Source organism: Halomonas sp. B23F22_3, assembly GCF_043496965.1.
Taxonomy (GTDB): Bacteria; Pseudomonadota; Gammaproteobacteria; order Pseudomonadales; family Halomonadaceae; genus Halomonas.
Map to the genome: position 1 here is coordinate 521173 of NZ_JBIEKG010000004.1, position 26286 is coordinate 547458.

22 protein-coding genes are annotated in these 26286 nt (G+C 66.0%); 12 read left to right on the forward strand and 10 right to left on the reverse strand.

Annotated features, from left to right (window positions below; translation table 11 throughout):
• Positions 1–40: 40 nt before the first annotated feature.
• The 5 genes from ACGTNG_RS11610 to ACGTNG_RS11630 all read left to right on the forward strand — a co-directional run bounded on the left by ACGTNG_RS11610 (position 41) and on the right by ACGTNG_RS11630 (position 4733).
• Positions 41–709: an alpha/beta hydrolase gene (locus ACGTNG_RS11610; RefSeq protein WP_394577173.1), complete on the forward strand. Its 669-nt coding sequence runs from the start codon at positions 41–43 to the stop codon at positions 707–709.
• Between the two features lie 34 nt (positions 710–743).
• The gene (locus ACGTNG_RS11615) at positions 744–1673 is read left to right on the forward strand and encodes a prenyltransferase (protein ID WP_394577174.1); all 930 of its coding nucleotides are present in this window, start codon (positions 744–746) and stop codon (positions 1671–1673) included.
• Between the two features lie 86 nt (positions 1674–1759).
• Positions 1760–2962: a tryptophan synthase subunit beta gene (trpB, locus tag ACGTNG_RS11620; protein WP_394577176.1), complete on the forward strand. Its 1203-nt coding sequence runs from the start codon at positions 1760–1762 to the stop codon at positions 2960–2962.
• 97 nt (positions 2963–3059) lie between these two features.
• Positions 3060–4433, forward strand: coding sequence for a sensor domain-containing diguanylate cyclase (locus tag ACGTNG_RS11625; RefSeq protein WP_394577178.1), 1374 nt, complete (start codon positions 3060–3062; stop codon positions 4431–4433).
• An 81-nt stretch (positions 4434–4514) separates the two neighbouring features.
• Complete coding sequence (locus ACGTNG_RS11630; protein WP_394577179.1) at positions 4515–4733, forward strand: hypothetical protein; 219 nt, start codon at positions 4515–4517, stop codon at positions 4731–4733.
• A 121-nt stretch (positions 4734–4854) separates the two neighbouring features.
• On the opposite strand, the gene ACGTNG_RS11635 is transcribed toward ACGTNG_RS11630, so the two are convergent.
• Together ACGTNG_RS11635 and ACGTNG_RS11640 are read right to left on the reverse strand one after the other, a co-directional pair.
• A complete protein-coding gene (locus ACGTNG_RS11635) occupies positions 4855–6267 on the reverse strand; it encodes a PhoH family protein (RefSeq protein ID WP_394577180.1) in 1413 nt (470 codons plus the stop codon).
• A 217-nt stretch (positions 6268–6484) separates the two neighbouring features.
• Complete coding sequence (locus tag ACGTNG_RS11640; RefSeq protein ID WP_394577181.1) at positions 6485–7519, reverse strand: patatin-like phospholipase family protein; 1035 nt, start codon at positions 7517–7519, stop codon at positions 6485–6487.
• 523 nt (positions 7520–8042) lie between these two features.
• On the opposite strand from ACGTNG_RS11640, the gene ACGTNG_RS11645 reads away from it, so the two are divergent.
• The 4 genes from ACGTNG_RS11645 to ACGTNG_RS11660 all read left to right on the forward strand — a co-directional run bounded on the left by ACGTNG_RS11645 (position 8043) and on the right by ACGTNG_RS11660 (position 11258).
• The gene (locus ACGTNG_RS11645) at positions 8043–9206 is read left to right on the forward strand and encodes a hypothetical protein (protein ID WP_394577182.1); all 1164 of its coding nucleotides are present in this window, start codon (positions 8043–8045) and stop codon (positions 9204–9206) included.
• 111 nt (positions 9207–9317) lie between these two features.
• Positions 9318–9815 carry a hypothetical protein gene (locus ACGTNG_RS11650; protein ID WP_394577183.1) on the forward strand — a complete coding sequence of 166 codons (498 nt, stop codon included), beginning with the start codon at positions 9318–9320 and terminating at the stop codon, positions 9813–9815.
• Between the two features lie 78 nt (positions 9816–9893).
• On the forward strand, positions 9894–10568 hold the full coding sequence (locus tag ACGTNG_RS11655) for a C39 family peptidase (RefSeq protein WP_394577184.1): 675 nt from the start codon (positions 9894–9896) through the stop codon (positions 10566–10568).
• A 15-nt stretch (positions 10569–10583) separates the two neighbouring features.
• Positions 10584–11258 carry a hypothetical protein gene (locus tag ACGTNG_RS11660; protein ID WP_394577185.1) on the forward strand — a complete coding sequence of 225 codons (675 nt, stop codon included), beginning with the start codon at positions 10584–10586 and terminating at the stop codon, positions 11256–11258.
• A 142-nt stretch (positions 11259–11400) separates the two neighbouring features.
• Here the strand turns inward: ACGTNG_RS11660 and ACGTNG_RS11665 are convergent, their stop codons facing one another.
• From ACGTNG_RS11665 to ACGTNG_RS11680, 4 genes are all read right to left on the reverse strand, one after another.
• Entirely contained in the window at positions 11401–12615 is a 1215-nt protein-coding gene (locus ACGTNG_RS11665) for a transporter (protein ID WP_394577186.1), read from the reverse strand.
• A gap of 62 nt (positions 12616–12677) precedes the next feature.
• The gene (locus ACGTNG_RS11670) at positions 12678–14087 is read right to left on the reverse strand and encodes a sigma-54 dependent transcriptional regulator (RefSeq protein ID WP_394577188.1); all 1410 of its coding nucleotides are present in this window, start codon (positions 14085–14087) and stop codon (positions 12678–12680) included.
• 718 nt (positions 14088–14805) lie between these two features.
• Entirely contained in the window at positions 14806–15492 is a 687-nt protein-coding gene (locus tag ACGTNG_RS11675; RefSeq protein ID WP_394577189.1) for an SDR family oxidoreductase, read from the reverse strand.
• Between the two features lie 119 nt (positions 15493–15611).
• Positions 15612–16346 carry a murein L,D-transpeptidase catalytic domain family protein gene (locus tag ACGTNG_RS11680; protein ID WP_394577190.1) on the reverse strand — a complete coding sequence of 245 codons (735 nt, stop codon included), beginning with the start codon at positions 16344–16346 and terminating at the stop codon, positions 15612–15614.
• A gap of 170 nt (positions 16347–16516) precedes the next feature.
• On the opposite strand from ACGTNG_RS11680, the gene ACGTNG_RS11685 reads away from it, so the two are divergent.
• Complete coding sequence (locus tag ACGTNG_RS11685) at positions 16517–18130, forward strand: L,D-transpeptidase family protein (RefSeq protein WP_394577191.1); 1614 nt, start codon at positions 16517–16519, stop codon at positions 18128–18130.
• 31 nt (positions 18131–18161) lie between these two features.
• On the opposite strand, the gene ACGTNG_RS11690 is transcribed toward ACGTNG_RS11685, so the two are convergent.
• Entirely contained in the window at positions 18162–19967 is a 1806-nt protein-coding gene (locus tag ACGTNG_RS11690; protein WP_394577266.1) for an ABC transporter ATP-binding protein, read from the reverse strand.
• Between the two features lie 86 nt (positions 19968–20053).
• Positions 20054–21475, reverse strand: a complete 1422-nt coding sequence (locus tag ACGTNG_RS11695) for an aminotransferase-like domain-containing protein (protein WP_394577193.1) — start codon at positions 21473–21475, stop codon at positions 20054–20056.
• A gap of 259 nt (positions 21476–21734) precedes the next feature.
• On the opposite strand from ACGTNG_RS11695, the gene ACGTNG_RS11700 reads away from it, so the two are divergent.
• Positions 21735–22355, forward strand: a complete 621-nt coding sequence (locus ACGTNG_RS11700) for a LysE family translocator (protein WP_394577195.1) — start codon at positions 21735–21737, stop codon at positions 22353–22355.
• Positions 22356–22424: 69 nt separating this feature from the next.
• On the opposite strand, the gene ACGTNG_RS11705 is transcribed toward ACGTNG_RS11700, so the two are convergent.
• Together ACGTNG_RS11705 and ACGTNG_RS11710 are read right to left on the reverse strand one after the other, a co-directional pair.
• Positions 22425–24158, reverse strand: a complete 1734-nt coding sequence (locus ACGTNG_RS11705; protein WP_394577196.1) for a peptidoglycan DD-metalloendopeptidase family protein — start codon at positions 24156–24158, stop codon at positions 22425–22427.
• Positions 24159–24375: 217 nt separating this feature from the next.
• Entirely contained in the window at positions 24376–25224 is an 849-nt protein-coding gene (locus tag ACGTNG_RS11710; RefSeq protein WP_394577197.1) for a pirin family protein, read from the reverse strand.
• Between the two features lie 96 nt (positions 25225–25320).
• On the opposite strand from ACGTNG_RS11710, the gene ACGTNG_RS11715 reads away from it, so the two are divergent.
• A complete protein-coding gene (locus ACGTNG_RS11715; protein ID WP_394577199.1) occupies positions 25321–26223 on the forward strand; it encodes a LysR family transcriptional regulator in 903 nt (300 codons plus the stop codon).
• Positions 26224–26286 lie beyond the last annotated feature (63 nt).

A 26286-nucleotide genomic window follows, 5' to 3' on the forward strand; every position in this document is an offset into this window, starting at 1 on the left:
TCCTTCGACCGACCCGATTTACGGCCCTGGAGGCGACTGAATGAACCATCCCGGCGAACTGATCATCGAGCCGAAAAACGGCCAGCCGGCCGATGCCTGCGTCATCATCCTGCACGGCCTGGGCGCCGACGGCCGCGACTTCGAGCCGCTGGTACCGGCGCTGCCCCTGCCCGACGAGGCCGCGGTGCGCTTCATCCTGCCCCATGCCCCGCGCCTCCCGGTGACCGTCAACGGCGGCATGACCATGCCGGCCTGGTACGACATCAAGGAGATGAGCCTCGACCGCCAGATCGACGAGCCGCAGCTGCTGGCTTCCGCCGAGCGCATCCAGGCCATGGTGCGCGAGCAGATCGAGCACGGCATCGACAGCCGCCGGATCATCCTGGCGGGCTTCTCCCAGGGCGGCGCGGTGGCCTACCAGGCGGCGCTCTCCTTCGAGGCGCCGCTGGGCGGCCTGCTGGCGCTTTCTACCTACTTCGCCACCGCCGACAGCGTGACGCTCGCCGAGGCCAATCGCGCGCTGCCGATCGAGGTCCACCACGGCAGTTTCGATCCGGTGGTACCCGAGTCGCTGGGCAAGGCCGGGTACGATCGCGTGCTGACGCTCGGGTATCCGGCGCACTACCGCCGCTATCCCATGGCCCATGCGCTCTGCCCCCAGCAGATCAGCGATATCGGCCGCTGGCTGGCCGAGCGGCTGGCGCGCTGAAGCGCCGGCCGTGCCCGATCGTGACACTCGCGTGATGGCTTCCGCCTCCTCGGCGGGCGTGCTGCGCGTCTGCTGGCGATGCGCGCGTCCCAACTTCCTGGTGCTGGCGCCGCTGTGCGCGGGGCTCGCGGTGACCAGCGCCTGGCTCGATGGCCGGACGCCGGAGGGTGGGGCGATCCTGCTGGTGCTGCTCGCCGCGCTGCTGGCCCACGCCGCGGTGAACCTCTTCAACGAGCATCACGACTTCGAAAGCGGCCTCGATGCCACCACCCGGCGCACGCCCTTCTCCGGCGGCAGCGGCGCGCTGCCCGCGCATCCCGAGGCGTCCCGGGCGGTGCAGCGTGCCGCGCTCGCCTGCCTGGCCGGGGTCGTAGTCATCGGCGGCTGGTGCCTGTGGCGGGCCGGCCCCGTGCTGCTCGCCTACGGCCTGCTCGGCCTGGCGCTGGTGGTGGCCTATACCGGCTGGCTGACTCGCCGGCCATTGCTCTGCCTGGTGGCGCCGGGACTGGGCTTCGGCACGCTGATGGTGGTCGGGGCGAACCATGCCCTCACCGGCGGCTTCTCTGCCACGGCGCTGGCCGTCTCGGCGGTGCCGACCCTGCTGGTCAGCGCCCTGTTGCTGGCCAACCAGCTGCCGGACATCGAGCCCGACCGCCGGGTGGGGCGCCATCACCTGGCGATCGTGCTGGGCGCCCGGCGGGCGTCACGCCTGGTAGCGGTGCTGGTGCTCGGAGCCTTCCTGGTGGTCCCGCTGGCCTGGGCCGTGGGCTGGCTGCCCGCCGAGGCGTGGTGGATGTGGCTCGCCGCGCCCGCGGCCTTGCGGCTCATCGTGGGCCTCTGGCGGTTGCCAACCGAGGTGGAGGAGGGCGGGGTCGCCCCCTTGCTGCCGCTGCTGGGCCTCAACGTCGCGCTGCTGCTGGCGAGTCTCGCGCTGCTCAACCTGGGGCTCTGGCTCGCCGCCTGACGCTTCGGCGAAGGTCGCCTCGACAGGGGCATGGGGCCGGGGCAGGATGGCATGACGTTATGCCGCATGCCCCCAGGACCGTGACCATGAATGCCTCTCCCTTTGCCCAGCTTCCCGATGCTCAGGGCTATTTCGGCCGTTTCGGCGGCCAGCAGATTCCGCCGGCCCTGAAGGCCGTGATGGACGAGATCGACGCCGCCTACGAGGAGATCCGCCATCGTGAGGACTTCCAGCGCGAACTGGCTGATCTGCTCGCCGACTACGTGGGACGCCCCAGCCCCATCTTCCATGCGCGCCGGCTCTCCCGGCAGCTGGGCGGGGCCCAGATCCATCTCAAGCGCGAGGATCTGAACCACACCGGTGCCCACAAGATCAACCACTGCCTCGGCGAGGCGCTGCTCGCCCGGTTCATGGGCAAGACAAAGGTGATCGCCGAGACCGGCGCCGGCCAGCACGGCGTCGCACTGGCCACGGCCTGTGCGCTTGTTGGCATTCCCTGCGAGATCCACATGGGGCAGGTCGACATCGAGAAAGAGCACCCCAACGTCACCAAGATGAAGATCCTGGGGGCGACGCTGGTGCCGGTGACCCGGGGCACCGCGACCCTCAAGGATGCCGTGGACAGCGCCTTCGAGGAGTACCTGAAGGATCCGCATCGCTTCATCTACGCCATCGGCTCGGTCGTGGGGCCGCACCCCTTCCCGAAGATGGTGCGTGACTTCCAGGCGATCATCGGCCGCGAGGCCAGGGAGCAGTTTCTCGAGCGCCACGGTCGCCTGCCGGATCACGTCACTGCCTGCGTGGGCGGCGGCTCCAATGCCCTGGGGATGTTCACCGCCTTCCTGGACGACGCCGACGTGCACCTGGTGGGCGTGGAGCCGGCGGGTGAAGGTCTCGATACCTCACGGCACTCCGCCACTCTGACCCTGGGCCGGCCCGGCGAGATTCACGGCATGGCCTGCTACGTGCTGGAGGACGAGGCGGGCCAGCCGATGGCCGTGCACTCCATCGCCTCGGGACTGGACTACCCCGGGGTGGGCCCCCAGCACAGCTACCTCAAGGAGTTGGGGCGAGTGGATTACCAGAGTGCCACCGACGACGAGTGTCTCGAGGCCTTCCTGACGCTGTCGAGGATCGAGGGCATCATTCCGGCGCTGGAGAGCGCCCATGCCGTGGCCTGGGCCATGAGGACGGCGCCGACCCTGGCCGCCGATCGGCATATCCTGGTCAACCTCTCGGGCCGGGGGGACAAGGACGCCGACTACGTCGCGGACCGACTCGGGCTGTAGCCCGCTCGTCGTCCCGTCGAACCGTCGAACCCTCGGACATGTGTCCTCGACCATCCTGGGCTAGGTTGTGAGATGAACGAGGGGCAGGAGATCCTTCATGATCGACGCGGGGAAGCCCGGGACGGTGGGCATGGCAGGCATCAGGGATCACTGGCGGCACTGGACCTCGTCCCGCAGGCGGCAGGCCTCGCTGGCCTCGTCGCTGCTGGACGGTTTCCCAGGTGTGGCCATGCTCCTCGATGCCGACGGCGTCATCCTGAGCGTCAATCCCGGCTTCGAGCGCTACAGCGGTCACCCTGCCCACACCATGCTCGGTCGTCGCGTCACCTGCCTGGACGTGGATCCCTTGCACGGCGATATTAGCCGGGCCCTGGCGTGCTGCCTGGCACGTCGTTCTCCCTGGCGAGGGGTGCTGCGGTGTCGCCGGGCCGACGGGCAGGAGAGCCATCAGCAGGGCGTCTTCCAGCCACTGGAGACTCGGCCGGGGGAAACGCTGCGTCTGCTGGTGACCCTGCACGACATCACCGACCTGCATCAGGGTGCCCTGCACGATCATGCCAGGCTCGAATCCCTGCAGGGGACGCTCGACCGGCTCCCCGGCGTGGTCTTCCAGCTACGCCAGTCGGCGAGGGGCGATCTCGACTTCCGCTACCTCAGTGCCGGGCTCCAGGCACTGGCGGGGCTCTCGTCGCGGGACGGGATGGAGAGCGCCGAGGCACTGCTGGCGAGGGTCCACGACGACGATCGTCAGCGGCTCAGCACGAGCCTGGCGCAGTCGGCGGTCAGCCTGGCGCCCTGGACGCTGGACTTTCGCCTCGTCTTCGGTGATGACGTGCGCTGGATCGAGGGGCGGGCCACGCCTCGACGGCAGCACGACGGCGACACCCTGTGGGACGGTGTGCTGCTGGATATCACCGCGCGCAAGGGGGAAGAGCAGCGCACCCAGAAGCTGGTCAGCACCGACATGCTCACTGGGGTGCTCAATCGTCGCGCCTTCTTCGACTACGGCGAGGCCGTGCGCGCCCTCGCCGCGCGTCATGGTCGGGCGGTGCCCCTGGCCATGCTCGATATCGATCACTTCAAGCGGCTCAACGATACCCACGGCCATGCCGCTGGCGACCTGGCCCTGCAGACGTTCGCCACGACCTGTCGTGAGTGCCTGCGCCCCTACGATCTCTTTGCGCGCATCGGCGGCGAGGAGTTTGCCGTCATGCTGGTGGACACCTCGCCCGAGGAAGCCTGGGGGGTGCTGGAGCGCCTGCGCGCCGCGGTGGAGGCGATTGAGCTCGACGTGCAGGGCGAGATACTGGACGTGACGGTCAGCCTGGGCCTGGCGGTGATGCCCCCGCAGGGCAGCCTCGAGCTCGCGCTCTCCCAGGCCGACGGCGCGCTCTACCGCGCCAAGCACGAGGGACGCAATCGCCTCGTCCCGGCGCCGGGCTACCCTCACCCCGAGGAACACATCCGCTGATCGGGTGCCGAATGGCTGGAGAAACGCCGTCGAGATCGGCAGGATAGGGATCACTTACACCGCAACCCGAGGAGCCATGCCATGTCCCTGTCGGAAGACTTTCGCCTGCCTGTCGCCTGTCCGAGTTGCGGCAGTCACCTGATGCGAGTCTCCAGCGTCAAGAATCCCGATGATCAGGTGCACTGCGCCTCCTGCCATCGCTTCGTCTGCCTGTGGCACGAGGCACAGTCCGTGCTGAGAAAGGGGCCCTGCAGCGAGAGCGAGGCCCTGATCGAGAAGGCGGTCAACCGCGGTGCCTGACGGGCCACCGCGAGGCGGATCACCGCGAGGCGGGCCACCGTGTGGTGGACCATCAGGAAGGGCCGGGCCGTGAGGCGCCGGCCCTTCGGCGTTCAGGTCGCTTCCTTTATAGCCGTACGGGTCAGAGCAGTTCCTCGCCGGCCAGGGCCAGGCGTGAGCGCTCGACGCTCTTGAGGGTGACGTGGCCGGCGTGGGGCCAGTCGCGGAAGTGCTGGACCACCGCCGCCATGCCGCAGGTGTTGGCGGTGAGGTAGGGGGTGTCGATCTGCCCGACATTGCCCAGGCACACGATCTTGGTATTGCGCCCGGCCCGGGTGATCAGCGACTTGAGCTGCTTGGGCGTGAAGTTCTGGGCCTCGTCGATTATCAGGAAGGTATCGTTGAGCGTGCGTCCACGCATGAAGCCGGGCGCGCGGATCTGGACCCGTGAGGCCAGCAGCTGGCGAGTGGCTTCCTGGTTCCAGGTGCTGCTGCCGTCGTGCTCGTCGCGCAGCAGGTTATCCATGTTGTCATGGAAGGCGCCCATCCAGGGCGACATCTTCTCCTCCTCGGTGCCGGGCAGAAAGCCGATGTCCTCGCTCATGGTGATGGGCGCCCGGGTAAAGACGATCCGCTCGAAACGCTTGCTGTCCAGGGTCTGCTGGAAGGCGGCGGCCAGGGTCATGAAGGTCTTGCCGGTGCCGGCACTGCCGGCGATGGTGACCAGGTCGATCTCCTCGTCCATCAGCAGGTTGAGGGTGAAGTTCTGGCGGCTGTCATGGGCATGCACGCCCCACACGCTGGCGCCATGGCGATAGTTGGTCAGCAGCTCCAGGTGGGCGTGCTTCGGTCCCGCCTCGCGCACGATGGCCTCGAAGCTCGCGCTCTCGTCGCTGTCGGACACCAGCATCCCCAGGTGCCACTCGCGAGGCATGTCGCCGGCCAGACGATAGACGATGCGATGATCCTGGCGCTCGACCTTCACGTCTACCTCGAGGCTGTCCCACAGCCCGCTGCCGTCGTGGCCGGCATCGGGATAGATCCGGGCGCCGTCGATCATGGCGTCGCTGTCGTCGAAGGCGCGATCGGTGAGGTAGTCTTCGACCGGCACCTCCAGGGCCGCCGCCTTGACCCGCAGGTTGATGTCCTTGGTGACCAGTATCACCGAGGCGTCGGGGCGCTCGTCGCGCAGTCGGCAGGTCTCGGCCAGCAGGCGGTTGTCGGGGCTCTCCTCGAGCGGGTCCAGCGGTTTCAGGTCGTTGTAGCAGAGCAGGCGCAGTCGACCCTCGGGACCGACGAGTCGCGGGATGGGAATGCCGTCGCGAATCTGGTCGATATCGACGTTGGCGGTGAGGTCCGAGAGGGTGCGGCTGACTTGGCGGGCGGTGCGGGCGATCTCGCGGATGCCGTTCTTGTGCTTGTCGAGCTCCTCGAGCACGGTCATGGGGATGACGACTTCGTGCTCGTCGAACTGGTAGAGGGCGGCGGGGTCGTGGATCAGGACGTTGGTGTCCAGCACGTAGAGCCGGGTGGCCTTCTTGTCGATGCGTACCATCGGCGCAGTTCTCCTGGTGTCATGGTGTCGACACTGCCGGCGCGCGATGTCAGGGAGGTGACAAGGGCGCAAGCGTTGTCGTCCCGCTCGATAGGTGTCGTGTCACCTCCTGGTGTCCTGGTGGTCGTCGGGGCCGCCGAAGTACCGGCCTGATTCGAGCATGGACGCCGTTCATGGATGCTGCAATGCAATATCATGATGAGCCATCAACGCTGGCTCAGCGAGCGGATTCGACTTCCTGGAAGATGCGTTCCATGTCCAGCGTGGAGTGCTTGCCCAGCGCCTCGAAGTGATCGTCCAGCCAGGCCTCGGTGGTCGCGCGCCCCAGGTCGTGCAGATGGCACAGGAAGGCCCACTCGGCATTGAGCTTGCTGGACACCGAGAGGTGCGAGAGCGGCTCGTCGCCACTGAGGTGATGAAGCCTGGCATCGCGATAGCAGCCGATGTCGATGTCATGCTCGCCGAGCAGCTTCTGCAGCACCGCGATCATGCGTACCTCCTTGATCAGCGCGGCATTGAAGGTGATCTCATTGAGGCGGTTGAGGATGTCCGCGGCGCTGGTAGGCAGCTCCTGACGATGCATGGGAGTGATTTGTACCATCAGGATGTCGCCCGCCGTGCAGTCGTGCAGCAGGGGCGAGAGCGAGGGGTTGCCCATGTAGCCGCCGTCCCAGTAGGCCTCGCCGTCGATCTCCACGGCCTGGAAGACGGTGGGCAGGCAGGCCGAGGCCATCACCGCATCGAGACTCATCTCTTCCCGGGAAAAGATCCGCTGCTTGCCGCTTCGCACGTTGGTGGCGGTGACGAAGAGCTTGAGATGCTCGCAGGCGCGTACTCGGTCGAAATCGACGCGCTCGGCGACGATGTCGCGCAGTGGATTGAGGTTGAGGGGGTTGAAGTGGTAAGGCGAGACCAGCCGGCTCATCAGGTCCAGGGCGAGATAGCCCGGGGAGTGGTCGAGGCTCCAGTTGCCGGTCATCACATCCAGCGGGGTGCGACGCACGGGGCTCGCCATGCCCGCTCGGCTCACCGCACGCCAGAAGTCACGCAGCGCCTGGCGGGCGGTCGACTCGTCGCCACGGGTCAGGGCGTCGGCCATCACCACGCCGTTCATGGCCCCGGCACTGGTGCCGCTGATGCCCTCGATCTCGATGCGCTCGTCCTCGAGCAGGCGATCCATGACGCCCCAGGTGAAGGCGCCGTGAGCACCGCCCCCCTGCAGGGCCAGATCGATGCGTTTTCTTTCGCTCATGTCCGCTCCATCGGCCGGCGAGCCGGCACGCGACTGCCTAGGATCACGTTCAGCATACTGGCGTGGCGGGGCAGCGACCAGCCAGCCAATGCCCCGGCTGACGCCTGTATCCCCTCCACGAGCAGCGCCGCCTTGCCGATCGAAGCAACGCCTCGACGGGCTGGCTCCCAGGCACTGTAACGTTCTCGAGTCACTTTGCAGAACGTCGTTAAGGAATTGTTCTGCATGAGAATAACAGCGTATCCGGGCAGTTCTCCCGGCCCTGTGTTCAGGACATGATGCACTCACAGTTCCGCTACAAACGGGTCGCCTAACCTCCCCATCGTCTTGGAAGTCCCCGAGATTTATAAATTTCTTACTCTTACAGTTGCTTACATCGGCGGCGAGACGGCGTTGGCACGCTTCCTGCTCCTGTCTTTACGACTGCGAGCGGGAAGCGTCATTCAAGGGTCCAGCACTCCGAGTTGTGGACGATGGCGCGAGTTCGCAGGCTGCAGCAGACACAACAAATGGAGACATGATCATGAAAAAGCATCTTGTACTCGCGGGTACGCCCCTGCTGGCCCTGGTGATGGCCATCTCCACGGCGCATGCCAACCCCAGCGCTGGTTTTGCTGATGAGGTTGATCAGACCGTGACCTCGAACGCCACGGCGACCGGGGGCAATAGTGGCAACGCCTTTGGTGGTAATGGAAACGGCAACGGTACCGGTGGACATGGCTACGGTGGTAACGCTAATGCCGCTGTCAACGATGACGACGACAACACCGTCAATGGTGGTAACGGTGGTGCAGGTACCGGCGGCTACGGCGCAGGCACCGGCATGGGTGGAACCGGCGGTTCCACCGGTCGCGGTGGCGATGCCTGGGCCATGAGCGAGTCCTACAATACCTCGACCAGCGTCATCTCCTTGCAGGAGATGGACTCTAATGTCAGTGGCTCCAGCATCAGCATCTTCGGCGGTAACGGAGCACGTGGTGCCTCTGGTGCTGCTGGCGGTGCCGCCAGTGCTACTAGCTGGGGCGAAGGCTTCGGCGGCAACGGCGGCGAAGGTGACGGCGGCGAAGGCGGCTACGCCAGTGCCGGTAGCTCCGACGGTGGCGATGGCGGCAAGGCCAAGGGCTACGGCAAAGGCTATGGCGAAGGCTATGGCTATGGCGGCAGCGCCGATGCCACTAACGACGATACCGACGCCAACGGCGGAGCGGCCGATGGCTATGCCGCTGTCAATGCCGATGACTTCGACGACGACAACACCAATGATGCCACCAACGGTGACAGCACCAACGGTGATGCCAACGCCAGCTCTGCAGTGGCGGGCGGCACCGCCGGCAACGGTTCCGGTTCCGGTTCCGGCAACGGCTCAGGCTCCGGCACCGGTGGCGCTGGCGGTAACGGCGGCACGGCCACGGCAGCCGGCGGTAACGGCGGCGCCGGTAACGGCGGCGGCGGCGGTGGCGGCCAAGGCACCGGCGGCAACGCCTATGCCTACGCCGGTAATGGCGGCGCTGGCGGTGATGGCGGCAACGGCGGGGCAGCCAGCCTGGCCACCGGTGCGGCCAATGTGTCCGTGGGTGGCGGAGTGTTCGGTGGCATCAACAACATGAACGTGTCCACCGGCCTCTACAACTCCCAGCTGTCCGGCACCAGCGTGGCGGCTCACAGCAACGTGAGCATCGGCAACTGATCCGGAGCGCATGATGCGCTGATACGACGCAAGAGTCGGGAGCCGGTGGGGGTCACTCCACTGGCTCCTTGATGAAACGTCCCTATGGACCGGAGTTCAGGAGTTCACGCCATGATTCACGCTATGAAGAGTACGACAGTCAGTTCATGCCCTGGCAGTAGCCATCATCGCCACACGGTGACGGCCTCATTTCTCCTCGCGGCGCTGCTGGCGATGGGGGCGTCGAACGGCCAGGCGGAGACAACCACCACCCTGTATCAAGAAGCCGCCGTGGTAGGGAGCGGCGTCGGTGTCGGTGATAGCCGCATTGAGGGATTTTCCGAGGGCTTTGCGGCCATGGAGCAGCTGGACCTCACGACCATGGAGCTGGCCAGGGCCCGTGAAGGGCAGAGGATCGTCAATATCAACACGGTCAAGAGCGTCCAGAAGATGAAGGCGTCGGTGAACGACACCTCCTTCGATATCGGGGGAAACATGGTGTCGGGGAACATCACCTTCGCGCCGGAAGCGTTGGGCAGCTACAGTGGCACCGGCATCTTCAGCGCCGTCACCGGCAACGGCAACTCCATCAATAACGCGGTGGGAATCAGTGTGTTCATCGCCGACTAGCCCGACGAAAGCCCGTCACTAGACACGCTCACCAAGAGATGATTCGCCATGAACGTGCATCGGAGACTTTGCTGTGGCTTGGCATCACTGCTGCTCATCGCGGGCAGCATGGACGCCATCGCCGGTCAGGTGACCATCGCCAGTCGGTTCGGCAACTTTCAGGTCGAGGCCAAGAGCCTGCAGGAAAAGGGCTGGGACAGGGTGATTCGTCAGGAGTATGACTTCAGCTGTGGGTCGGCCGCTGTGGCTACCTTATTGACCTACCACTATCAGCGTGACACGACCGAGGCCGAGGTCTTCGAGACCATGATTCGCGCCGGAGACGCCGAGAAGATCCAGCGACATGGGTTTTCCATGCTCGACATGAAACGCTATCTGGACGGCCGTGGGCTCAATGCCGATGGTTTCCGGATCTCGCTGGATGATTTCATTCGCATCGGCGTGCCGGCCATCACCATGGTGAACACCGGGGGCTACAAGCATTTCGTCGTCGTCAAGGGGATCGATAGCGACAATATCCTGGTGGGGGATCCGGCCGCCGGTACCCTGGTGGTGCCTCGCGAGCACTTCGAGAATCTGTGGAACGGGTCGGTACTCGGTGCTCGCGCAGAGATCGAAGTGGCCCGCCAGAATTTCAACCATGACCAGGATTGGGCCGTGCGCCCCGACTCCCCACTGGCCAGGGGCGTGAATCGCTCGAGCGTCGGGGCCAGTCTGCTGACCCTGCCCGCGTACAACGAACTGGGTCGGTAACGAGGAGATGACACGATGAACTCTCGGGCTTTTGGACAAGCGACGGCAAGCCGGCTTGGGTGGGCCTGCGCGGCGGCGCTTTTTGTGGCGGCTGCCTCTCAGGCCGCAACGCTTTCTCCCGTGGCGCCTGCAGCGGTCCATGATGGGGAGGACAGGTTCTATGAGGAGGTCTCGCAATCTTCAGGGGCGCAGGACGGCTTTTATCGCGGCACCGTGATCGCGGATGAGGAAATGGGCCAGATGCGCGCCGGCTTCAATTTTGGCGGGCTCGATGTGGATTTCGGCGCCCGTCTGCAGACGCTGATCGACAACCGTGTCGAGATGGTCTCCGTCGTGAACTTCACCCAGGCAGGCGCCAATGTCGTTTCCCAGACCTTCCGTGATCCTGCCGGGGCGGCGATACCGATAGGTAACGGCGCGGTCTCGGTCACCAACGTGACACCTGGCGGTGTAGATCTGACGGGCCTCGCCGACTTTTCGGGTGTTGCCTTGAACGATGCCAAGGGCTTTACCACCGCCCTGCACAATATCACTCGAGATGCCATCATCAGCGGCGTGGTGAGCAACGCAACGAGCAGAAACATCCAGCAGCGAATCGATATCAACGTTCGCCTCAACAACATGGGTGCCCTGGACGCTGCCAGGAAACGGGCAGCGATCGTGGATTCCTTCTCCGGCATCCTGCGCTGACACTGCCTGACTTTCCCATCGTTCTTTTATCGAGCCACAGAGCAAACAATGAGGCTGCCTTTTACGGGCAGCCTCATTACTGTTGAATCTACTACTTTTCTTTCCCTGCGTTGACGTCTCTCCGTGCTCCGTGCGTGTCAGCTTAGAAGACGTTCATGCCGATGGGCATACGCAGGGTCAGGGTGGTGTCTGGGGCGTCCTCCGTGATGCCGAGCTCAAGCCCCAAGTTGATATTGACGTCCTGGCTAAGCGAGTAATTCCAGCCCAGCAGCAGCGAGCCGACATTCAGCGTCTGCGACTCTACCTGGGTCGTGCTGCCATTGATGGTATTAACGTATTCGGTCTTGGTCTTGCCGATGAAATCGTTCTTGTAGCCCAGGGTAAAGGAAGTCCGCGGATTGATCGCATAGGCCATGCCGAAGCTGAGGCGCACGGCATCGCCTGGATCGACGTCGCCGACTTCGATGTTATCCCCTTCGACGTCTGTCAGGCTTTGGTCGACACTGTCCTCGAGGTGGAAGACATAGCCTAGGTTGGCGAAGTAGACCGCCGGTGCCGAGGGCAGCAGCATGGTGATGCTGGGTTCGATCGAGTGGAAGCCCGTGCCGGTCGAGAGCTCCAGCGGGTTGCCTGAGCTGTCGCGATCGATATCGAAGGGGCCCCTGCCGGTGGTGGTCTTGTAGCGCAGGTTGCCGATGAAGAAGGGCATGCCGTTCTGTCCGCGATTCAGCTGATAGTGGGCCGCCAGCTCGATGTCGCCCAGGCTGTCGCCGGAGAGCTCACGGTCGAGGCTGAAGACGTCGTCCTGGCTATCCTCGATGGGGACATTGACCCGCTCGTTCTCGTCCCGATAGACGTAGGGCACCTTCATCTCGAGCTCCAGACGATCGGTGAAGCCCAGGCGGCCGGTCAGCGAGGCGGTATAGTTATCACGATCGACGTCCTGGGCCGTGAACACCCCGATCAGCAGCGTACTCAGCACGCTGACCCCTTCGAAGGTCATGCGGTTGATGCTTTCGTGGGAGTACTGGAATTCGGGTTCCAGGATGAGCCGACCCTTGGGGGTCAGCACCCCTCCGTACTCGGCGGCGGCTTGGATCTGCGGTCGCTCATCCTGCGGTTCGGGTGCCTGCCCCACCGGTTTGCCCCGAACGTTCTGTATCGCTTCCTGTCGCGTTTGCTCTGTTGCGTCCTGGGCCGCTTCCTGGGCAAGGGCCGGCAGGCAGCCAAGCACCGTGATAAGGCCAGCAGCATAGCGGAGGGTCGTGGTTCCTGAGCTCATGGCTTCCTTCCTGTTGTTATTGCCTGTCTCGCACCTCACCCGCAGCGTGATAAGGCACGCAATGATCCCGATCACATCAACCTGTCCCCCGGGGCACCGCTGTATGGGCTGGCAGCGGCCCCATCCCCGGCTCATGTTCAGGTTAGTTGAATGGTCTTGGATGTCGATGGAAAGGCCCCCGTCGTCTCGTCCGAGCCGCCGCTCCTGTCGATGCCATGCTTCTCGAGCAGTCGATACAACGTGACCCGTGAGATGCCGAGCTCCCGTGCCGCGTGCAAGACCTTGTGCTTGTTGCGGACCAGCGCGGCCTTGATCGCCTCGCACTCCGCCGTGTCGCGGACCTGCTGGAGGGAGTCGGTGTCGCGGGAATGGCCATTGCGCCGTTCCAGTCCCAGGTCGCTGGGGCTGATCAGGCGATGCTCGCACATGATCATGGAGCGTCTTACCCGGTTCACCATTTCGCGTATGTTCCCCGGCCAACGATGCTGTCGCATCACCACCAGGCTCTCATGGCTGAAGCCCCTGACCTTCGCCGGCTTGTCAGAAGAGAAGCGATGAAAGAAGAAGTTGGCCAGCGGTTCGATATCCTCCGGGTGCTCCCTGAGGGCGGGAGTTTGCACTTGCAGGACATTGAGGCGATGGAAGAGATCCTCTCTGAACTCCCCCCTCTCGACGGCCTTTTCGAGGTCGACATGGGTCGCCGCCAGGACCCTGACATCGACGGGGATCTCCTTGAGACCGCCGACGCGAAATACCGTCAGGGTCTCAAGAAACCTCAACAGGTTGACCTGCATATCGAGGGGAAGGTCGCCTATTTCGTCTAGGAAGAGCGTGCCGTCCTGTGAATTCTCAATGATGCCGGTCTTGCGTTGATTGGCCCCGGTGAAGGCGCCTTTCTCATGGCCGAAGAGTTCCGACTGAATGAGTCCTGCGGGAAGCGCTCCGCAGTTGACGACGTTGAACGGCCCCTGGCGTCGAGACGATAGCTCATGAATCGCCCGTGCGGTGAGCTCCTTTCCGGTCCCCGACTCTCCGGTGATCAGGACGGGGGCATCGACGGAGGCCACCTTATGAATGGTGCGGTAGAGGTACTGCATGACCGGTGTATCGCCAACCATGCGCAAGTCATCATTCTGATGGCCTTCTCGGTAGGCATCGTAGCGGTCCTGCAGCTTGGCCATGCCCAGCGCCCCCTCGAGGAGCACGTTGACGCTGTGGATATCCAGGGGGGCGGCGCGATAGGCAAAGCAATAGCTGTATATCAGGTCGCGAGCCTTGTCACTCAACCGCTCGACATCCTCGACGAGCACGACCCAGTGAAGCGCCGCCAACTCTGAGGCTCGTTCCATTTCAAGGGGTAGCGATGCGGTGTCTTCTTCGAGGAAGGCCAGTCCAATCCTGCAATCATGCTTGCCGATAATCGCCAGGGCTTCAGGGAGGCTTTCGGGGTGAAAAACTGACCAGCCCTGGTGTGAGAGCTCCTCGATGGTGGCCTGAAAGGCCGAGTGATTTCCGATTGCCATGATCTGCCGTGATGACTCCATCATCAGTTGTCCTTATGGTTGCTGGCAACCATCGTTGATGGTGATCAGGGCCCTGCGAAGCCTGCTGATACCACGGGTCTTGGCCCGCTTGTCATGATGTCATTTCATGATGCAACTCGCCCCAGCCCCTTCAGAACATGAGCATGACCGCCCCCATGCCGGAAGGAGGGGAAAGTGGCGAATCGATGGCATGGCGATCACTGTCCAATGCCTGCCGTTCCCAGTGTTGGCGGCTCTCTCTTTATTGTAAAGTCATGTTACAGAGCGGTGGTAAATGTGATGATCGGTGAATGATCCGTCATACAAAGGAAAACCTCGTCGTTTCAGAGGTTTGGGAGGAGATATCCGGTGGCTGACGAGAGATCGTCTGGCCATTGGCATCATGAAATTGGTACTTGAGGCTGGTAAGCGGTATTGGACTGATACCTGGACAGGCGAAGGCATCATTAATGCTTCTGAGAAGGCTCATCTTGCCAGTGTCCCGTCGTCTCGACGTTGGACTTTTTGCTCGAGCTTCTTGGCACCATGCCCTGCCCGAGAACGCGCTCGCTATCCGGCCACCGGTCGATCTTTCCGGTTGCGTCTGGATACCGAGGGGCTCGATCGGAGCGCGTCCGATGACGCCCGTGCTGGAGGGGAGCTGCGGCCATCCATGGCCCAGGATCTGGCGGGTGAAGCCAGGCAGCGATGAAGGGTAACGAAAGTGGTGGAAGGAGAGAGCTTACTCCACCGGGGGCGTGGGGCGGATGAGGATCTCGTTGACATCCACGTGAGTCGGTTGTTGAAGGGCGTAGATCACCGCATTGGCGATATCGCGATCCTCCAGGGCGTGTTCCGGAGGCTCGTCGAAGAAGGGGGTGTTGACCATGCCGGGCTCGATCAGCGTCACCCGGATGCCGCTCCCGCGCAGCTCTTCACGCAGGTTGTAGCCGATACCGGTGACCGCCCACTTGGTGGCGCTGTACATGGAGCCGGGAATGGTGGCCCGGCCGGCGGCCGATCCCGTGAGCAGCACCTGGCCGCGACTATGGCGCAGTGCCGGCAGGGTCGCCTGCAGGGTCAGGCCCACGCCATAGACGTTGGTCAGGATCATGTCGCGCCATGCCTCGTGGTCGGCGCCGCTGAAGCCGCCCGGCGAGCCGCCGCGTCCCGCGTTGGCGAAAACCGCGTCGATGCGCCCGAAGCGTTCCAGCGCCTGCTCGACCATGGCCTGCTGATCGTCCATGGAGGTGACGTCACAGCCGAGGGCGAGGACGTTTTCCTGCCCCAGCTCCTCGGCCAGGGCGCTCAGCTTCTCCCGAGAGCGGGCCGCCAGCACCAGCTTGTAGTTGTCGCGGGCGGCGGCGCGGGCCGTGGCCGCGCCAATGCCGCTCGAGGCTCCGGTAATCAGTAATACCCGATCTTTCATCGTCCTCTCCTGTGCCAGTGAGTCACCAGGATGCAGAATGGCGCAGTCACCGACATCGGCGCAATCCCGGCGCGCGGCTCGCTCGCCCCTGCGGGCGCCGCCGGACGCTGGGCGGAGCCTCAGTGCATGGCCAGGGGCGTCGCGTCACGGTCACAGCGGAAGAAGTTCGAGCTGGCGAGCCATTCCGGATCTGGGTAGTAGGTGAAGAGGTACTGATCCTCCTTGATGCTGTCGATCAGCGGGGTCGCCACTTCCTGGCGCACCGCCGGGCAGCCGTGACTGCGGCCGAGCCGGCCGGTCTGCTCGATGAAGTCCTCGCTGACGTAGTCGGCACCGTGGATGACGATGGCGCGCTCGTAGGCCAGGTCGTTGACGCCGGGCTCCAGCCCCTCGAGGCGCAGGGAGTAGCCGTTGCTCCCCCGGTAGCTGTTCATGGTGCGAAACAGCCCGATGCTGGACTGATGACTCTCCGGCACGTTGGAGAAGTTCTGGGCCACGGCATTGCCTGATCCCTGGCCGTGAGAGACCAGCTCCTTGAACAACAACCGCTGACGCTGCAGGTCGAAGACCCACAGGCGCGGCTCGGTGGAGGGCAGCGAGAAGTCGATCACCGCGAGTCGCTCGGCGTCCGGGTCGGCGCAGGAAAGCGCGCGGGCCGCCAGGCGCATCACCCGGGCATCGGCGTCGGGGGCCAGCCGCTGCAGGGTCTGGTCGAGTGCCGGCGAGGGCTGGGGGGCGGGCATGTCGGCCTGCGTCAGGAAGTCGTCGCTGGCCACGGAGGGCAGGGGGCTCAGCAGCAGGGCGCTGAAGAGGGCCGCACCGGGCAGCCAATGTCTCGGGGTATGGATCGGCATTCGGGAAACCTGTCGGGTGGGGTGCGCTGCCGACTCGACGTCCATTCCGGGACGGAGGGGCGATCACGCGAACTGACGAGCGGCTTCCCTGCGGCTCGCGATCAGACACTATGATGATGGTGAGCATCATAAAGAACCAGCCACCAACATCAACCTCGAGGAGGTTCACCATGCGCTGGGCAACCGGATGGAAGCCGCTGATTCTCGCGGCGGCGATGATGCTGTCGCCCACCACCTCGGCGCTGGCCGAGGAGGGCAAGCCCTCCCTGGACGAGGTCCTCGCCGAACGCCTGGAAGAGCAGGACGTGACCCTGCGGGCGTTCTACGCGGCGCGCGATGGACGGCCTGCCTGGCAGGAAACCGCGACCGTGATGGCCCTCTCCACTGCCCTGCGCACCCTCGATGCCGATGGCCTGATGCCGCAGGACTACCGGCCGGACACACTGGTCGCGGCCCATCGCCAGGCACATGACGAGCAGAGTCCCCCAGAGGCGCGGGCTCGCTTCGACCTGCAAGCCAGCCAGACCCTGTTGACGGCCCTGCATCACCTTCAGCGCGGCAAGGTGGATCCCTATCGCATCGACCTCGGCTGGGAGGTGCCCATCGAGGCGCCTCCGCTCGATCTTGCGGTGATATCGCAGGCGGTGGACGCCCGTCGGTTCGAGCAGGCCTTCGCCTCGGCGCGCCCCAGCGCGCCGCCTTACGAGCGCCTGCGGGCGAGCCTCGCACGCTATCGTCACATCGCGCGGCAGGGGGGCTGGCCGATGATGCCGCCGCGACCCCAGTCGCTGCGCCCGGGAGATAGCCACGAGGATGTGCGACTGCTGCGTGAGCGCCTGGCGATCCTGGGCGAGCTCGAGGTGATGGCGGCACGCGTCGCCGATGAGCCCGCGTCGGGAGCCATCGATCCGCGCCGCTACGATGAGCGCCTGGTGGCGGCCGTGGAGCGCTTCCAGCAGCGCCACCTGCTGGAGGTGGACGGCATCGTCGGCCCCCGGACGCGCGCGGCCCTGAATGTCCCCGTGGCCACCCGCATCGACCAGATCCGCGTCAACCTGGAGCGCGCGCGCTGGCTGCTCCATGGCCTGCCGGACTCCTTCGTGCTGGTCGATATCGCCGGCTACCGGATCCGCTACTTCCGTCCCGACGGCGACGTCTGGCGCTCGCGCATCGTGGTGGGAAGGCCCTATCGTCGCACCCCCTCGCTGCGCTCGCAGATCACCCACCTGACGATCAACCCCACCTGGACGGTGCCGCCGACCATCCTGCGCGAAGATGTGCTGCCCAGGGTGCGCCGCAACCTCGGCTACCTGTGGCAGCAGGATCTGATGGTGCTGAGCCCCTCCGGGCGACGCCTCGACCCGAGAGACGTCAACTGGTGGCGGCCCGGCAACGTCATCCTGCGCCAGCGTGCCGGTCCCCGGAACGCCCTGGGGCGCGTGGTCCTGCGCTTTCCCAACGATCACCTGGTCTACCTGCACGATACCCCGGCACAGGCGCTCTTCGACCGGGAACAGCGCGCCTTCAGCTCGGGCTGCATCCGCGTGCAGGGTGTGCTCGAGCTCGCCCAGCAGCTCTTCGACGACACCGGGACAGACGCCCGGGTCTCCACCCTGGTCGCCAGCGGGAGAACCCGCAATATTCACCTCGAGCGTCCCGTGCCGGTCATCCTGCACTACTGGACGGTGCACCCGGGCGAGGAGGGCCAGCTGGTCTTCCGCCCCGATATCTACCAGCGCGACGCGGCATTGCTCGAGGCCCTCGATGGCCCCCCCGCTCGCTAGGCCGGGCTTATCGCTGACTCCGCGCCGTCGATCACTCGTAGCCCTTCGCCTGCAGGCGAAACAGCCTCGCGTAGCGGCCATTGCCGGCCATCAGGCTCGCATGGTCGCCCTGCTCGAGGATCTCGCCGTTGTCGATCACGAGGATCCAGTCGGCGGCCCGCACCGTCGAGAAGCGGTGGGAGATCAGGATGGTCATGCGGTCGCGGCTGTGCTCGCGGAAGTCGGCATAGACGGCGGCCTCCGCGGCGGCGTCCATGGCCGCCGTGGGCTCGTCGAGCACCAGGATGTCGGCCCCTTCGCGCATGTAGGCTCGTGACAGGGCGATCTTCTGCCACTGGCCGCCGGAGAGCTCCTGGCCGCCCTTGAACCAGCGCCCCAGCTGGGTGTGGTAGCCGCCGGGCATCTCGGCGATGAAATCGTCGGCCAGGCCGCGGCGCGCCGCTTCCTGCCAGCGTGCCTCGTCGCCGAAGGCCTCGACGTCCCCGGCGCCGAGGTTCTCGCCCACCTTCATCTGGTAGCGCACGAAGTCCTGGAAGATCACCCCGATGCGTCGGCGCAGCGTCTGGACCTCCCAGTCCCGCAGGTCGCTGCCATCGAGCAGGATGCGCCCCTCGGTCGGCTCATAGAGGCGCGTCAGCAGCTTGATCAGCGTCGTCTTGCCCGAGCCGTTGGCGCCCACCAGGGCGAGGCTGCGGCCCGGCCGCAGGTGCAGCGAGATCCCCGCGAGGGCCGGTGTCGCGGTGCCCGGGTAGGTGAAGCTCACCGCCTCGAAGCGGATGCCGTCGCCCGGTATCGCGCCCTCGGTCAGCGTGCCACGCTCGGCCGGCACCGGCTGCTCGAGGTACTCGTAGAGGTTCGACAGGTAGAGGTTGTCCTCGTACATGCCGCCGATCGCCGTCAGGCTCGCCGAGAGCGCCGCCTGGCCCTGCTTGAAGACCATCAGGTACATGGTCATCTCGCCCAGCGTCAGCGCGCCGGTCACGGTCTCCACCACCACCCAGGCGTAGGCGCCGTAGAAGGCCAGGGTGCCGAGCAGGCCGAGCAGGAAGCCCCAGGTCTCGCGTCGGATGGTCAGGCGTCGATCCTCATCGTAGAGGGTGTCGAAGATCGTCCGGTAGCGATCCAGCAGCAGCGGCTCCAGGCCGAACAGCTTGACCTCCTTGATGCTGTCCTCGCGGGCCAGCACCGTCTCCAGGTACATCTGCATGCGGGTCTGCGGTGAGCGCCAGCGGAACAGCCGGAAGGCGTCGCCCGAGAACTTGGCCTCCGAGACGAACACCGGCAGGGCGCCGATCACCAGCACGAGGATCGCCCAGGGCGAGAACTGCACCAGCAGCACGCCGAAGCTCGCCAGCGAGATGGCGTTCTGGGCGAGGCCGAAGGTCTTGTTGACCAGGCCCAACGGGCGCGTCGAGGCCTCGCGGCGGGCGCGGGTCAGCTTGTCGTAGAACTCGGAGTCCTCGAACTGCTCGAGTGACAGGGTGCCGGCCTTCTCGAGGATCATCACGTTGACCTTCTGGCCGAGCAGGGCGCGCAGCAGTGACTGCTGGGCCGCGAGGCCGCGTTGGGCCAGCGCAATCGTGGCGATCACCCCGGCTTCCGCCAGAACGTAGCGAAGCACCCCCCACCACTCGACGCGCCCGGTGTCGCGATGCAGGGCCATCGCCGCGACCACCGAGTCGACGATCAGCTGGCCGATCCAGGCCGCCACCGCCGGCAGCACACCGGCGACCAGGGTGCAGAGCGCGAGCCCGAGGGTCAGCGGGCGTGAGGTCTGCCAGACCAGCGCCAGGGCGCGATGGCTGTAGCGGAAGACGCCGACGAAGCTGGCGAGCATGCCGCCGGGGCGTGGCGCGGAGGGGGCGTGAGCGTGAGGTGAGGACAAGCGCGTGGCTCCTGGCAGTGAAGGGGGAGAGGGGGACGTCAGATCAGCGGCGAGACCCGGCGAGGCTCTTCCTCGAGCAGCGCGGCCAGCCGGGTCAGCCCCTCGTCGAGCCGGGCGCGCTCGGCGGGTGGCGTCACGCAGAGGCGCACCGCCTGCGGGGCGGGCTGGCTGCCCACGCAGAAGGGATCGGCGCCGAGCAGGGTGACGCCGCGTTCGGCTGCGCGGGCCACCACGTCCACCGCCCGCCAGGGGTCGGGCAGGCGCAGCCAGGCGTGGAAGCCGCAGGGGTGGGCGACGATCTCATGGCCGCTGAGGCGCTCGGCGAGCAGTCGCTGGCGCGCGGCCACCTCCTGCCACTGCCATTCGATCAGCGTCGTGGCCTCGGCGCCGGTCAGCCAGTCGACGGCGGCGCGGGTCATCAGCTCCGGCATCGCCCAGCACTGGGCCCGCAGGGAGGCGGTCAGGCGCGGCATCAGGTTGGCGGGGGCCCGCAGGGCGCCCAGGCGCAGCCCACCGGCGAGCAGCTTGGAGACGCTGAAGATGTAGAGCGCGCGCTCCGGCGCCAGCCGGTAGAAGGGCGTGCCGCGGGTCGCGGCGGTGACGAACTGCACGCCATCCTCGAGCAGCAGCAGGTCGTGGCGCCGGGCCACCTCGACGATGGCGTGGCGTCGCGCCTCGCCCATCCGCGCGCCGGTGGGATTGTTGTGCTCGGGCATCAGGTAGAGCAGGCGGATGCGCTGCTGCTGGCAGAGGCGCTCCAGCGCCTCGGGGCGGATGCCCTCGTCGTCCATCGGCACCGCCACGTGCTTGAGGCCCAGCTGGCGGCCGGTGGCGATCATGCCGGGGTAGGTGAGGGCCGCCGAGGCGACCGCCTCGCCGGGCTGCACCAGCGCCTGCAGGGCCAGGAAGTCGGCGTGCTGCCCCCCGGCGGTGAGAATCAGGTCCTCGGCGTTCATCGGCAGGCCCTGGTGGGTCAGCCAGCCGGCCAGTGCCTCGCGGCTGGCCGGGCTGCCCTGCTCGGAGGGGTAGGCCAGGGCGGCCTCGACGGCGGGCGGCGACTGGCTCAGGCGCGACAGCACGCCGGCGAGCTGCTCGGCCCGCCAGGGGTGAGGGATCGGTACGCTCAGCGACAGGTCGATGCTGCCCTCGGCGGCGTGGGAGAGGTGGTGGAAGCGCGGCGCATCCGTCGACGGCGAGCGAACTCGGGTGCCACTGCCGACCCGGGCCTCGACCAGGCCGCGGCGCTCGGCCTCGCGATAGGCGCGGGTGATGGTACCGACGGTCACCTTGAGCGCATCGGCCAGTAGGCGCTGGGGCGGCAGGCGCTCGCCGGGGGCGAGGGTGCCGGCGGCGATATCGGCGGCCAGCTGATCGACCAGCGCCTGGTAGCGCGGGGTGTCGGTGCCCTCGAGGTCGGGCAGCCATTGGCAGCGAGCGCGGGCCTGGGCCTGGATGTCCATGGGGCGTCTCTCCCTCGGGTAACGGCAGGGTCTTGGGTCTTGGGTCTTGCGGGCGACCCTGTCCGACAGCATCAGGGCGGCTCGGGAATCGGACAATGTCGGGGTGACAAAGCCGTCCTTGATCGGCGAACACGGCGGCGCATACTGAGATTGTGCGCGCAATTTCCGGCCTTGTCAGGCAATTTGCGTCAAATTGTACCCCTACAATGGTCGGCGTTTGCCTCGATTTCGATTCGCTGCCCGACTCACAGGAGCTCCCATGACCCTTCCGCTGCCCGAGCTGCTCGCCCTGGTCGGTCCGATGATGCTGTTTGCGATCAGCATGTCCGCCACACCCGGCCCCAACAACATGATGCTGACCGCCTCGGGTGCCAACTTCGGTTTCCTGCGCACCCTGCCGCACATGCTCGGCATCTCGATCGGCGTGATGGTATTGATGGGGGCAGTGGCGCTGGGGCTCGGCGCCCTGTTCGAGCAGTGGCCGCCGCTGCAGCAGGCACTCAAGCTGATTGGCAGCGCCTATCTGCTGTGGCTCGCCTACCGGATCGCCACCGCGCCGCCGCCAGAGCGTGACGGCGCCCAGCACGAGGCCAGGCCGCTGACCTTCTGGCAGGCTGCCGCCTTTCAGTTCGCCAACCCCAAGGCCTGGGTGATGGCGATCTCGGGCATCGCCTCCTTCACGCTCTCCGGTGATGCCTTCCTGGCCTCGGCGGTGGTGGTGATCGCGGTGATGGGCATGACCAACCTGCCGTCGATCGCGCTCTGGGCGGGCTTCGGCGTGGCCGTGGGCCGGCTGATGAAGACCAGGCGCCATTGGCGAATCTTCAACGCCGTGATGGGCCTGCTGACCGCGGCTTGCGTGGTGATGATCCTGGGCTGAGCCGGGCCCGAAACGACGGCGCCCCGCACGGGGCGGGGCGCAGTAGCGGCAGCGGGTGACGAGGAGTGATCAGCCCTCGTCGTCGTCCGCGGCCGGCGTCTCGGTGCTGGCCACCACGGCGCCGGTCTGGCCGCTCTCCAGGGCCGCCAGCATCGGCTCGGCCTGACGCTGGAAGGCCACCAGGCGATCGCCCTGCAGGCTCTGGTTCTCCGGCAGGGAGACCTTCATGGCGTTCACCTGGCTGTTGTTGACCAGGACCTCGTAGTGCAGGTGCGGTCCGGTGCTGCGCCCGGTGTTGCCGGAGAGCGCGATGCGCTCGCCCATGGTGACGCGCTGTCCGTTGCTGACCATCGGCCGCGAGAGGTGCAGGTAGCGAGTCTTGTAGCCGTTGTCGTGGCGGATCACCACGTAGCGTCCCGCCGCCGGATGGTTGCCCACCTTCTCGACGCGGCCGTTGGCCGGGGCCCGCACGGCGGTGCCGATCGGCATCGCGAAGTCGGTGCCCTTGTGGGGGCTGATGCGACCGGTGACCGGGTGGTGGCGGTTGGGGTTGAAGTGCGAGCTCAGCCGGTAGCGCCCCTCGAAGGGATAGCGGTTGAAGGCCGGGTCGAGGCTTTCGCCTTCGGGGGTATAGAAGCGGTTGTCTTCGCTGTTGCGCACGATGGTGAGGTTCATGCGCGCGCCCTCGTACTCCACCGCCAGGACGCGCGGGTCCAGGCTCTCGCCGTCGATGATGTCGGACTCCACCAGCACCTGGAAGCGATCACCGCGACGGGTGTCGCGGCGAAAGTCGAGCTTCTTCTCCAGCACCCGCGAGAGTTCCGAGACCTCGGCGCTGGTCAGGCCGGTGGCCTTGGCCGAGCGCGCGAAGCTGCCGCTGATGGTACCGGCAAAGAGTCGCTGGGTCGCTTCCCCGGCGCGCTCGATGGTGGCGACCTCGAAGGCGTCGTCCTTGTGCTCGACCAGGTAGCCGTCGCGGGCGTTCTTCATCATCCGCAGGGCGAGCAGGTCGCCCTGTTCGTCCAGCTGGTATTCGAAATGATCGCCGACCCGCCAGTGGGTCAGCAGGCGCGGCTCGGGCATGCTGTCGAGCAGGGCCATGACCTCGCTATAGCCCATCTCGAGGTGCTGCTGGGCCATGATGGCGAAGGTGTCGCCGCTCTGGACGGTATAGGTCTGCCACTGCGGGACGAAGGGCTCGTTGGCGACGATCTCCTGCTCCAGGACGATCGGGCCCTCGTCGAACAGCGCGAGTTCGTCCTCGGTGACGTCTTCGTAGGAGGTGGCATCGGCCACCATGCCGTCCTCGAGCTCGAGCATGCCGGCGGCGATGGTCCCGATGACCACGGCCATGTGCTGGGCACCCTCGTCGAGACGCATCGCGTCGCCTTCGATTGGCGCCTGACCGGTTCGGGCAGAGGCGGTGCCCTGGGCGGGCATGGCCAGCGTTGCGGGGACCCCGGATTCGGTCCGGTTGGCTCGTGCGGCATCGATGAAGTCGATGTCGACGACTTCCGAGGCGGTCAGGGCGGAGATCGGCACGTGGCCGCGGGTGGCGTCGAGCGCCTGGTTGGCCTTCGCCAGGGCTTCGCTCACCGCGTCGCGCTTGGTATTGAGCGAGGGCAGGCCGGGGCTGGCATCGGCATCGAGAGGAACGAGAACGGTATCGGGTGTCTGTCGATCACGCTGAACATCTTCGAAGGTAGTGAGCACCTTCTGGGCTCCCAGCACGGTCACCATGGTGGCAACGGGTAACAGCAGCAGCTTATGGGTGCGGGGTAGCGAATGAAGGATTCGCATCATGGGGAAAAGGCCGTGACAAGTTGAATGAAGAAAACAAAAAAAGGGCCTTAGAACCATACTCTATGATGCATGAGATGCCTAGTCTGTATAGATATACAGAAAAAGCCCGCTCGAGGCGCCAGGGCGGCGATTATCGAGCGAGCGTCGGGGCGCGAACGCCGTTCTCTAAGCATATTGAATAGGTCGGCGCGGAGTTTTTCAACCCAGGGGAGCGCGATCAGTCGGTGAGGGTGCCATCGCGGTAGTCCCTGAGCGCCTGTTCCAGTTCCGCCTGACGGTTCATCACGAAGGGGCCATAGTGGGCGATCGGTTCGCCGTGCGGCTCGCCGGCCAGCAGCAGGGCCTGCCCGCCTTCGGCGCTGGTCAGCCTGAGCGCCTCCCCGCTGGCCAGCTGCGCGAGCTGTCCTCGTTCGATCCGGGTGCCGGCGACGTCCAGGCCACCGGCGAAGACATAGACCAGCAGCGTGGTGGCGTGGGTGGCCAGTTCAAGCGTGCCGCCGGGCGCCAGTCGCGCGTGGGCGACGGCGCCCTGGCCGGCCAGTCGCGTCAGGGGGCCGTCGACGCCGTCACCGGCGAGCGTCTGCCAGTGCCCGCCCAACGCCGTCAATGAGGCGTGGCGGTCGGTCAGTCGTGGCATCTCTTCCGCCCGAACGTCCCGGTAGGTCGCCTCGCTGAGCTTGTCTTCGGCCGCCAGGTTCAGCCACAGCTGGAAGGCGTGGAGCCCCTGGTGATCGGTCAGCGGCATCTCGGAGTGGATGATCCCACGGCCGGTGTGCATCCACTGGGCATCGCCGGGGTGGATCGTGCTCGAGTGGCCGAGATGGTCCTCGTGGGTCAGGCCGCCATGGATCACGTAGGTCAGCGTCTGGATGCCCCGGTGGGGGTGAGGCGGGAAGCCGCCGATATAGTCATCTGGCTGGTCGGAGACCAGCTCGTCGAGCATCAGGAACGGATCCAGGCCGCCGCCGAAGTCGTGCAGTCGCTGGATCTTGACGCCGTCGCCATCCTGGCTCGGCCGGGTGTTCAACAGGCGTGCAACTTGCCGGGTCGTCGGGGAGGGGGCCATGGTCTGTCTCCATTTGGGGATCTTGACTGGCATTCTAGGTCGGTTTTTTCGAAGATTAAGCGCAATATTTCGCTATTGATATTCGAGGAAATCGAAATGTCACGTGTCACCCTGGCCCAATGGCAGATGCTGGCCGCCGTGGTCGATCATGGCGGCTTCGCGCGCGCCGCCGAGGCCATTCACAAGAGCCCCTCGACCCTCAACCATGCGGTGCACAAGCTGGAGCAGCAGCTCGGAGTGAGGGTGCTGGAGCCCGTGGGGCGTCAGGTGCGACTGACCGAGGCCGGCGAGATGTTGCTGCGCCGCGCCCGCCAGCTGATCGAGAACGCCGACTCCCTGGAGGACGTGGCGAGTCGGCTGGCCGAGGGCCTTGAGGCGGAGATCGTGCTGGCCATCGACCAGATCTTTCCCCCGGATGCCCTGGCCCGGGCGCTGGAGGCCTTCTCCGCGTCCTATCCCCACGTCCGGGTGCAGCTTCACGAAACGGTGCTCAACGGCGGCCTGGAGATGCTCCAGGATGGCCATGCCGACCTGCTGATCTCGGGTCTCACCGCCAAGGGCTTCCTGGGCGAGCCGCTGGTGACCGTTGCCTTCGTCGCCGTCGCCCATCCCGACCACGCCCTGCATCGCCTGGGGCGGGTGCTGGACCTGCGCGACCTCGAGCAGCACCGGCAGCTGGTGGTGCGCGATTCCGCCCTGCGCCAGTCGCTGGATTCCGGCTGGCTGAAGGCCGAGCAGCGCTGGACGGTGAGCCATCTGGATACCTCCATCGACATGCTCGAGCGCAACCTCGGCTTTGCCTGGGTGCCCGAGACACGCATCGCCGAGGCCCTGGAATCGGGTCGTCTGGCGCCGTTGCCGCTGGCGGCGGGTGGGCGGCGCGAGGTGCCGATCCAGCTCATCCATCGCGACCGCGACCGCGCCGGGCCGGCCACCCGCGCCATGGCCCGCCACCTGCAAGAGGCCGTCCAGGCCTGCGCACTCGGTGCCGGTGATTGAAAAAATCGAATGATTGAGGGCAAAAAGTGCGCTTGAGCTTCGATTTTATAGTCGTAAGCTGAA

Excerpts from the sequence above, each read along its gene's own strand:
- ACGTNG_RS11610 (WP_394577173.1), top strand. The coding sequence starts at position 41 with ATGAACCATCCCGGCGAACTGATCATCGAGCCGAAAAACGGCCAGCCG.
- ACGTNG_RS11615 (WP_394577174.1), top strand. The coding sequence starts at position 744 with ATGGCTTCCGCCTCCTCGGCGGGCGTGCTGCGCGTCTGCTGGCGATGC.
- trpB (WP_394577176.1), top strand. The coding sequence starts at position 1,760 with ATGAATGCCTCTCCCTTTGCCCAGCTTCCCGATGCTCAGGGCTATTTC.
- ACGTNG_RS11625 (WP_394577178.1), top strand. The coding sequence starts at position 3,060 with ATGATCGACGCGGGGAAGCCCGGGACGGTGGGCATGGCAGGCATCAGG.
- ACGTNG_RS11630 (WP_394577179.1), top strand. The coding sequence starts at position 4,515 with ATGTCCCTGTCGGAAGACTTTCGCCTGCCTGTCGCCTGTCCGAGTTGC.
- ACGTNG_RS11635 (WP_394577180.1), bottom strand. The coding sequence starts at position 6,267 with ATGGTACGCATCGACAAGAAGGCCACCCGGCTCTACGTGCTGGACACC.
- ACGTNG_RS11640 (WP_394577181.1), bottom strand. The coding sequence starts at position 7,519 with ATGAGCGAAAGAAAACGCATCGATCTGGCCCTGCAGGGGGGCGGTGCT.
- ACGTNG_RS11645 (WP_394577182.1), top strand. The coding sequence starts at position 8,043 with ATGAAAAAGCATCTTGTACTCGCGGGTACGCCCCTGCTGGCCCTGGTG.
- ACGTNG_RS11650 (WP_394577183.1), top strand. The coding sequence starts at position 9,318 with ATGATTCACGCTATGAAGAGTACGACAGTCAGTTCATGCCCTGGCAGT.
- ACGTNG_RS11660 (WP_394577185.1), top strand. The coding sequence starts at position 10,584 with ATGAACTCTCGGGCTTTTGGACAAGCGACGGCAAGCCGGCTTGGGTGG.
- ACGTNG_RS11670 (WP_394577188.1), bottom strand. The coding sequence starts at position 14,087 with ATGATGGAGTCATCACGGCAGATCATGGCAATCGGAAATCACTCGGCC.
- ACGTNG_RS11675 (WP_394577189.1), bottom strand. The coding sequence starts at position 15,492 with ATGAAAGATCGGGTATTACTGATTACCGGAGCCTCGAGCGGCATTGGC.
- ACGTNG_RS11680 (WP_394577190.1), bottom strand. The coding sequence starts at position 16,346 with ATGCCGATCCATACCCCGAGACATTGGCTGCCCGGTGCGGCCCTCTTC.
- ACGTNG_RS11685 (WP_394577191.1), top strand. The coding sequence starts at position 16,517 with ATGCGCTGGGCAACCGGATGGAAGCCGCTGATTCTCGCGGCGGCGATG.
- ACGTNG_RS11690 (WP_394577266.1), bottom strand. The coding sequence starts at position 19,967 with ATGCTCGCCAGCTTCGTCGGCGTCTTCCGCTACAGCCATCGCGCCCTG.
- ACGTNG_RS11695 (WP_394577193.1), bottom strand. The coding sequence starts at position 21,475 with ATGGACATCCAGGCCCAGGCCCGCGCTCGCTGCCAATGGCTGCCCGAC.
- ACGTNG_RS11700 (WP_394577195.1), top strand. The coding sequence starts at position 21,735 with ATGACCCTTCCGCTGCCCGAGCTGCTCGCCCTGGTCGGTCCGATGATG.
- ACGTNG_RS11705 (WP_394577196.1), bottom strand. The coding sequence starts at position 24,158 with ATGATGCGAATCCTTCATTCGCTACCCCGCACCCATAAGCTGCTGCTG.
- ACGTNG_RS11710 (WP_394577197.1), bottom strand. The coding sequence starts at position 25,224 with ATGGCCCCCTCCCCGACGACCCGGCAAGTTGCACGCCTGTTGAACACC.
- ACGTNG_RS11715 (WP_394577199.1), top strand. The coding sequence starts at position 25,321 with ATGTCACGTGTCACCCTGGCCCAATGGCAGATGCTGGCCGCCGTGGTC.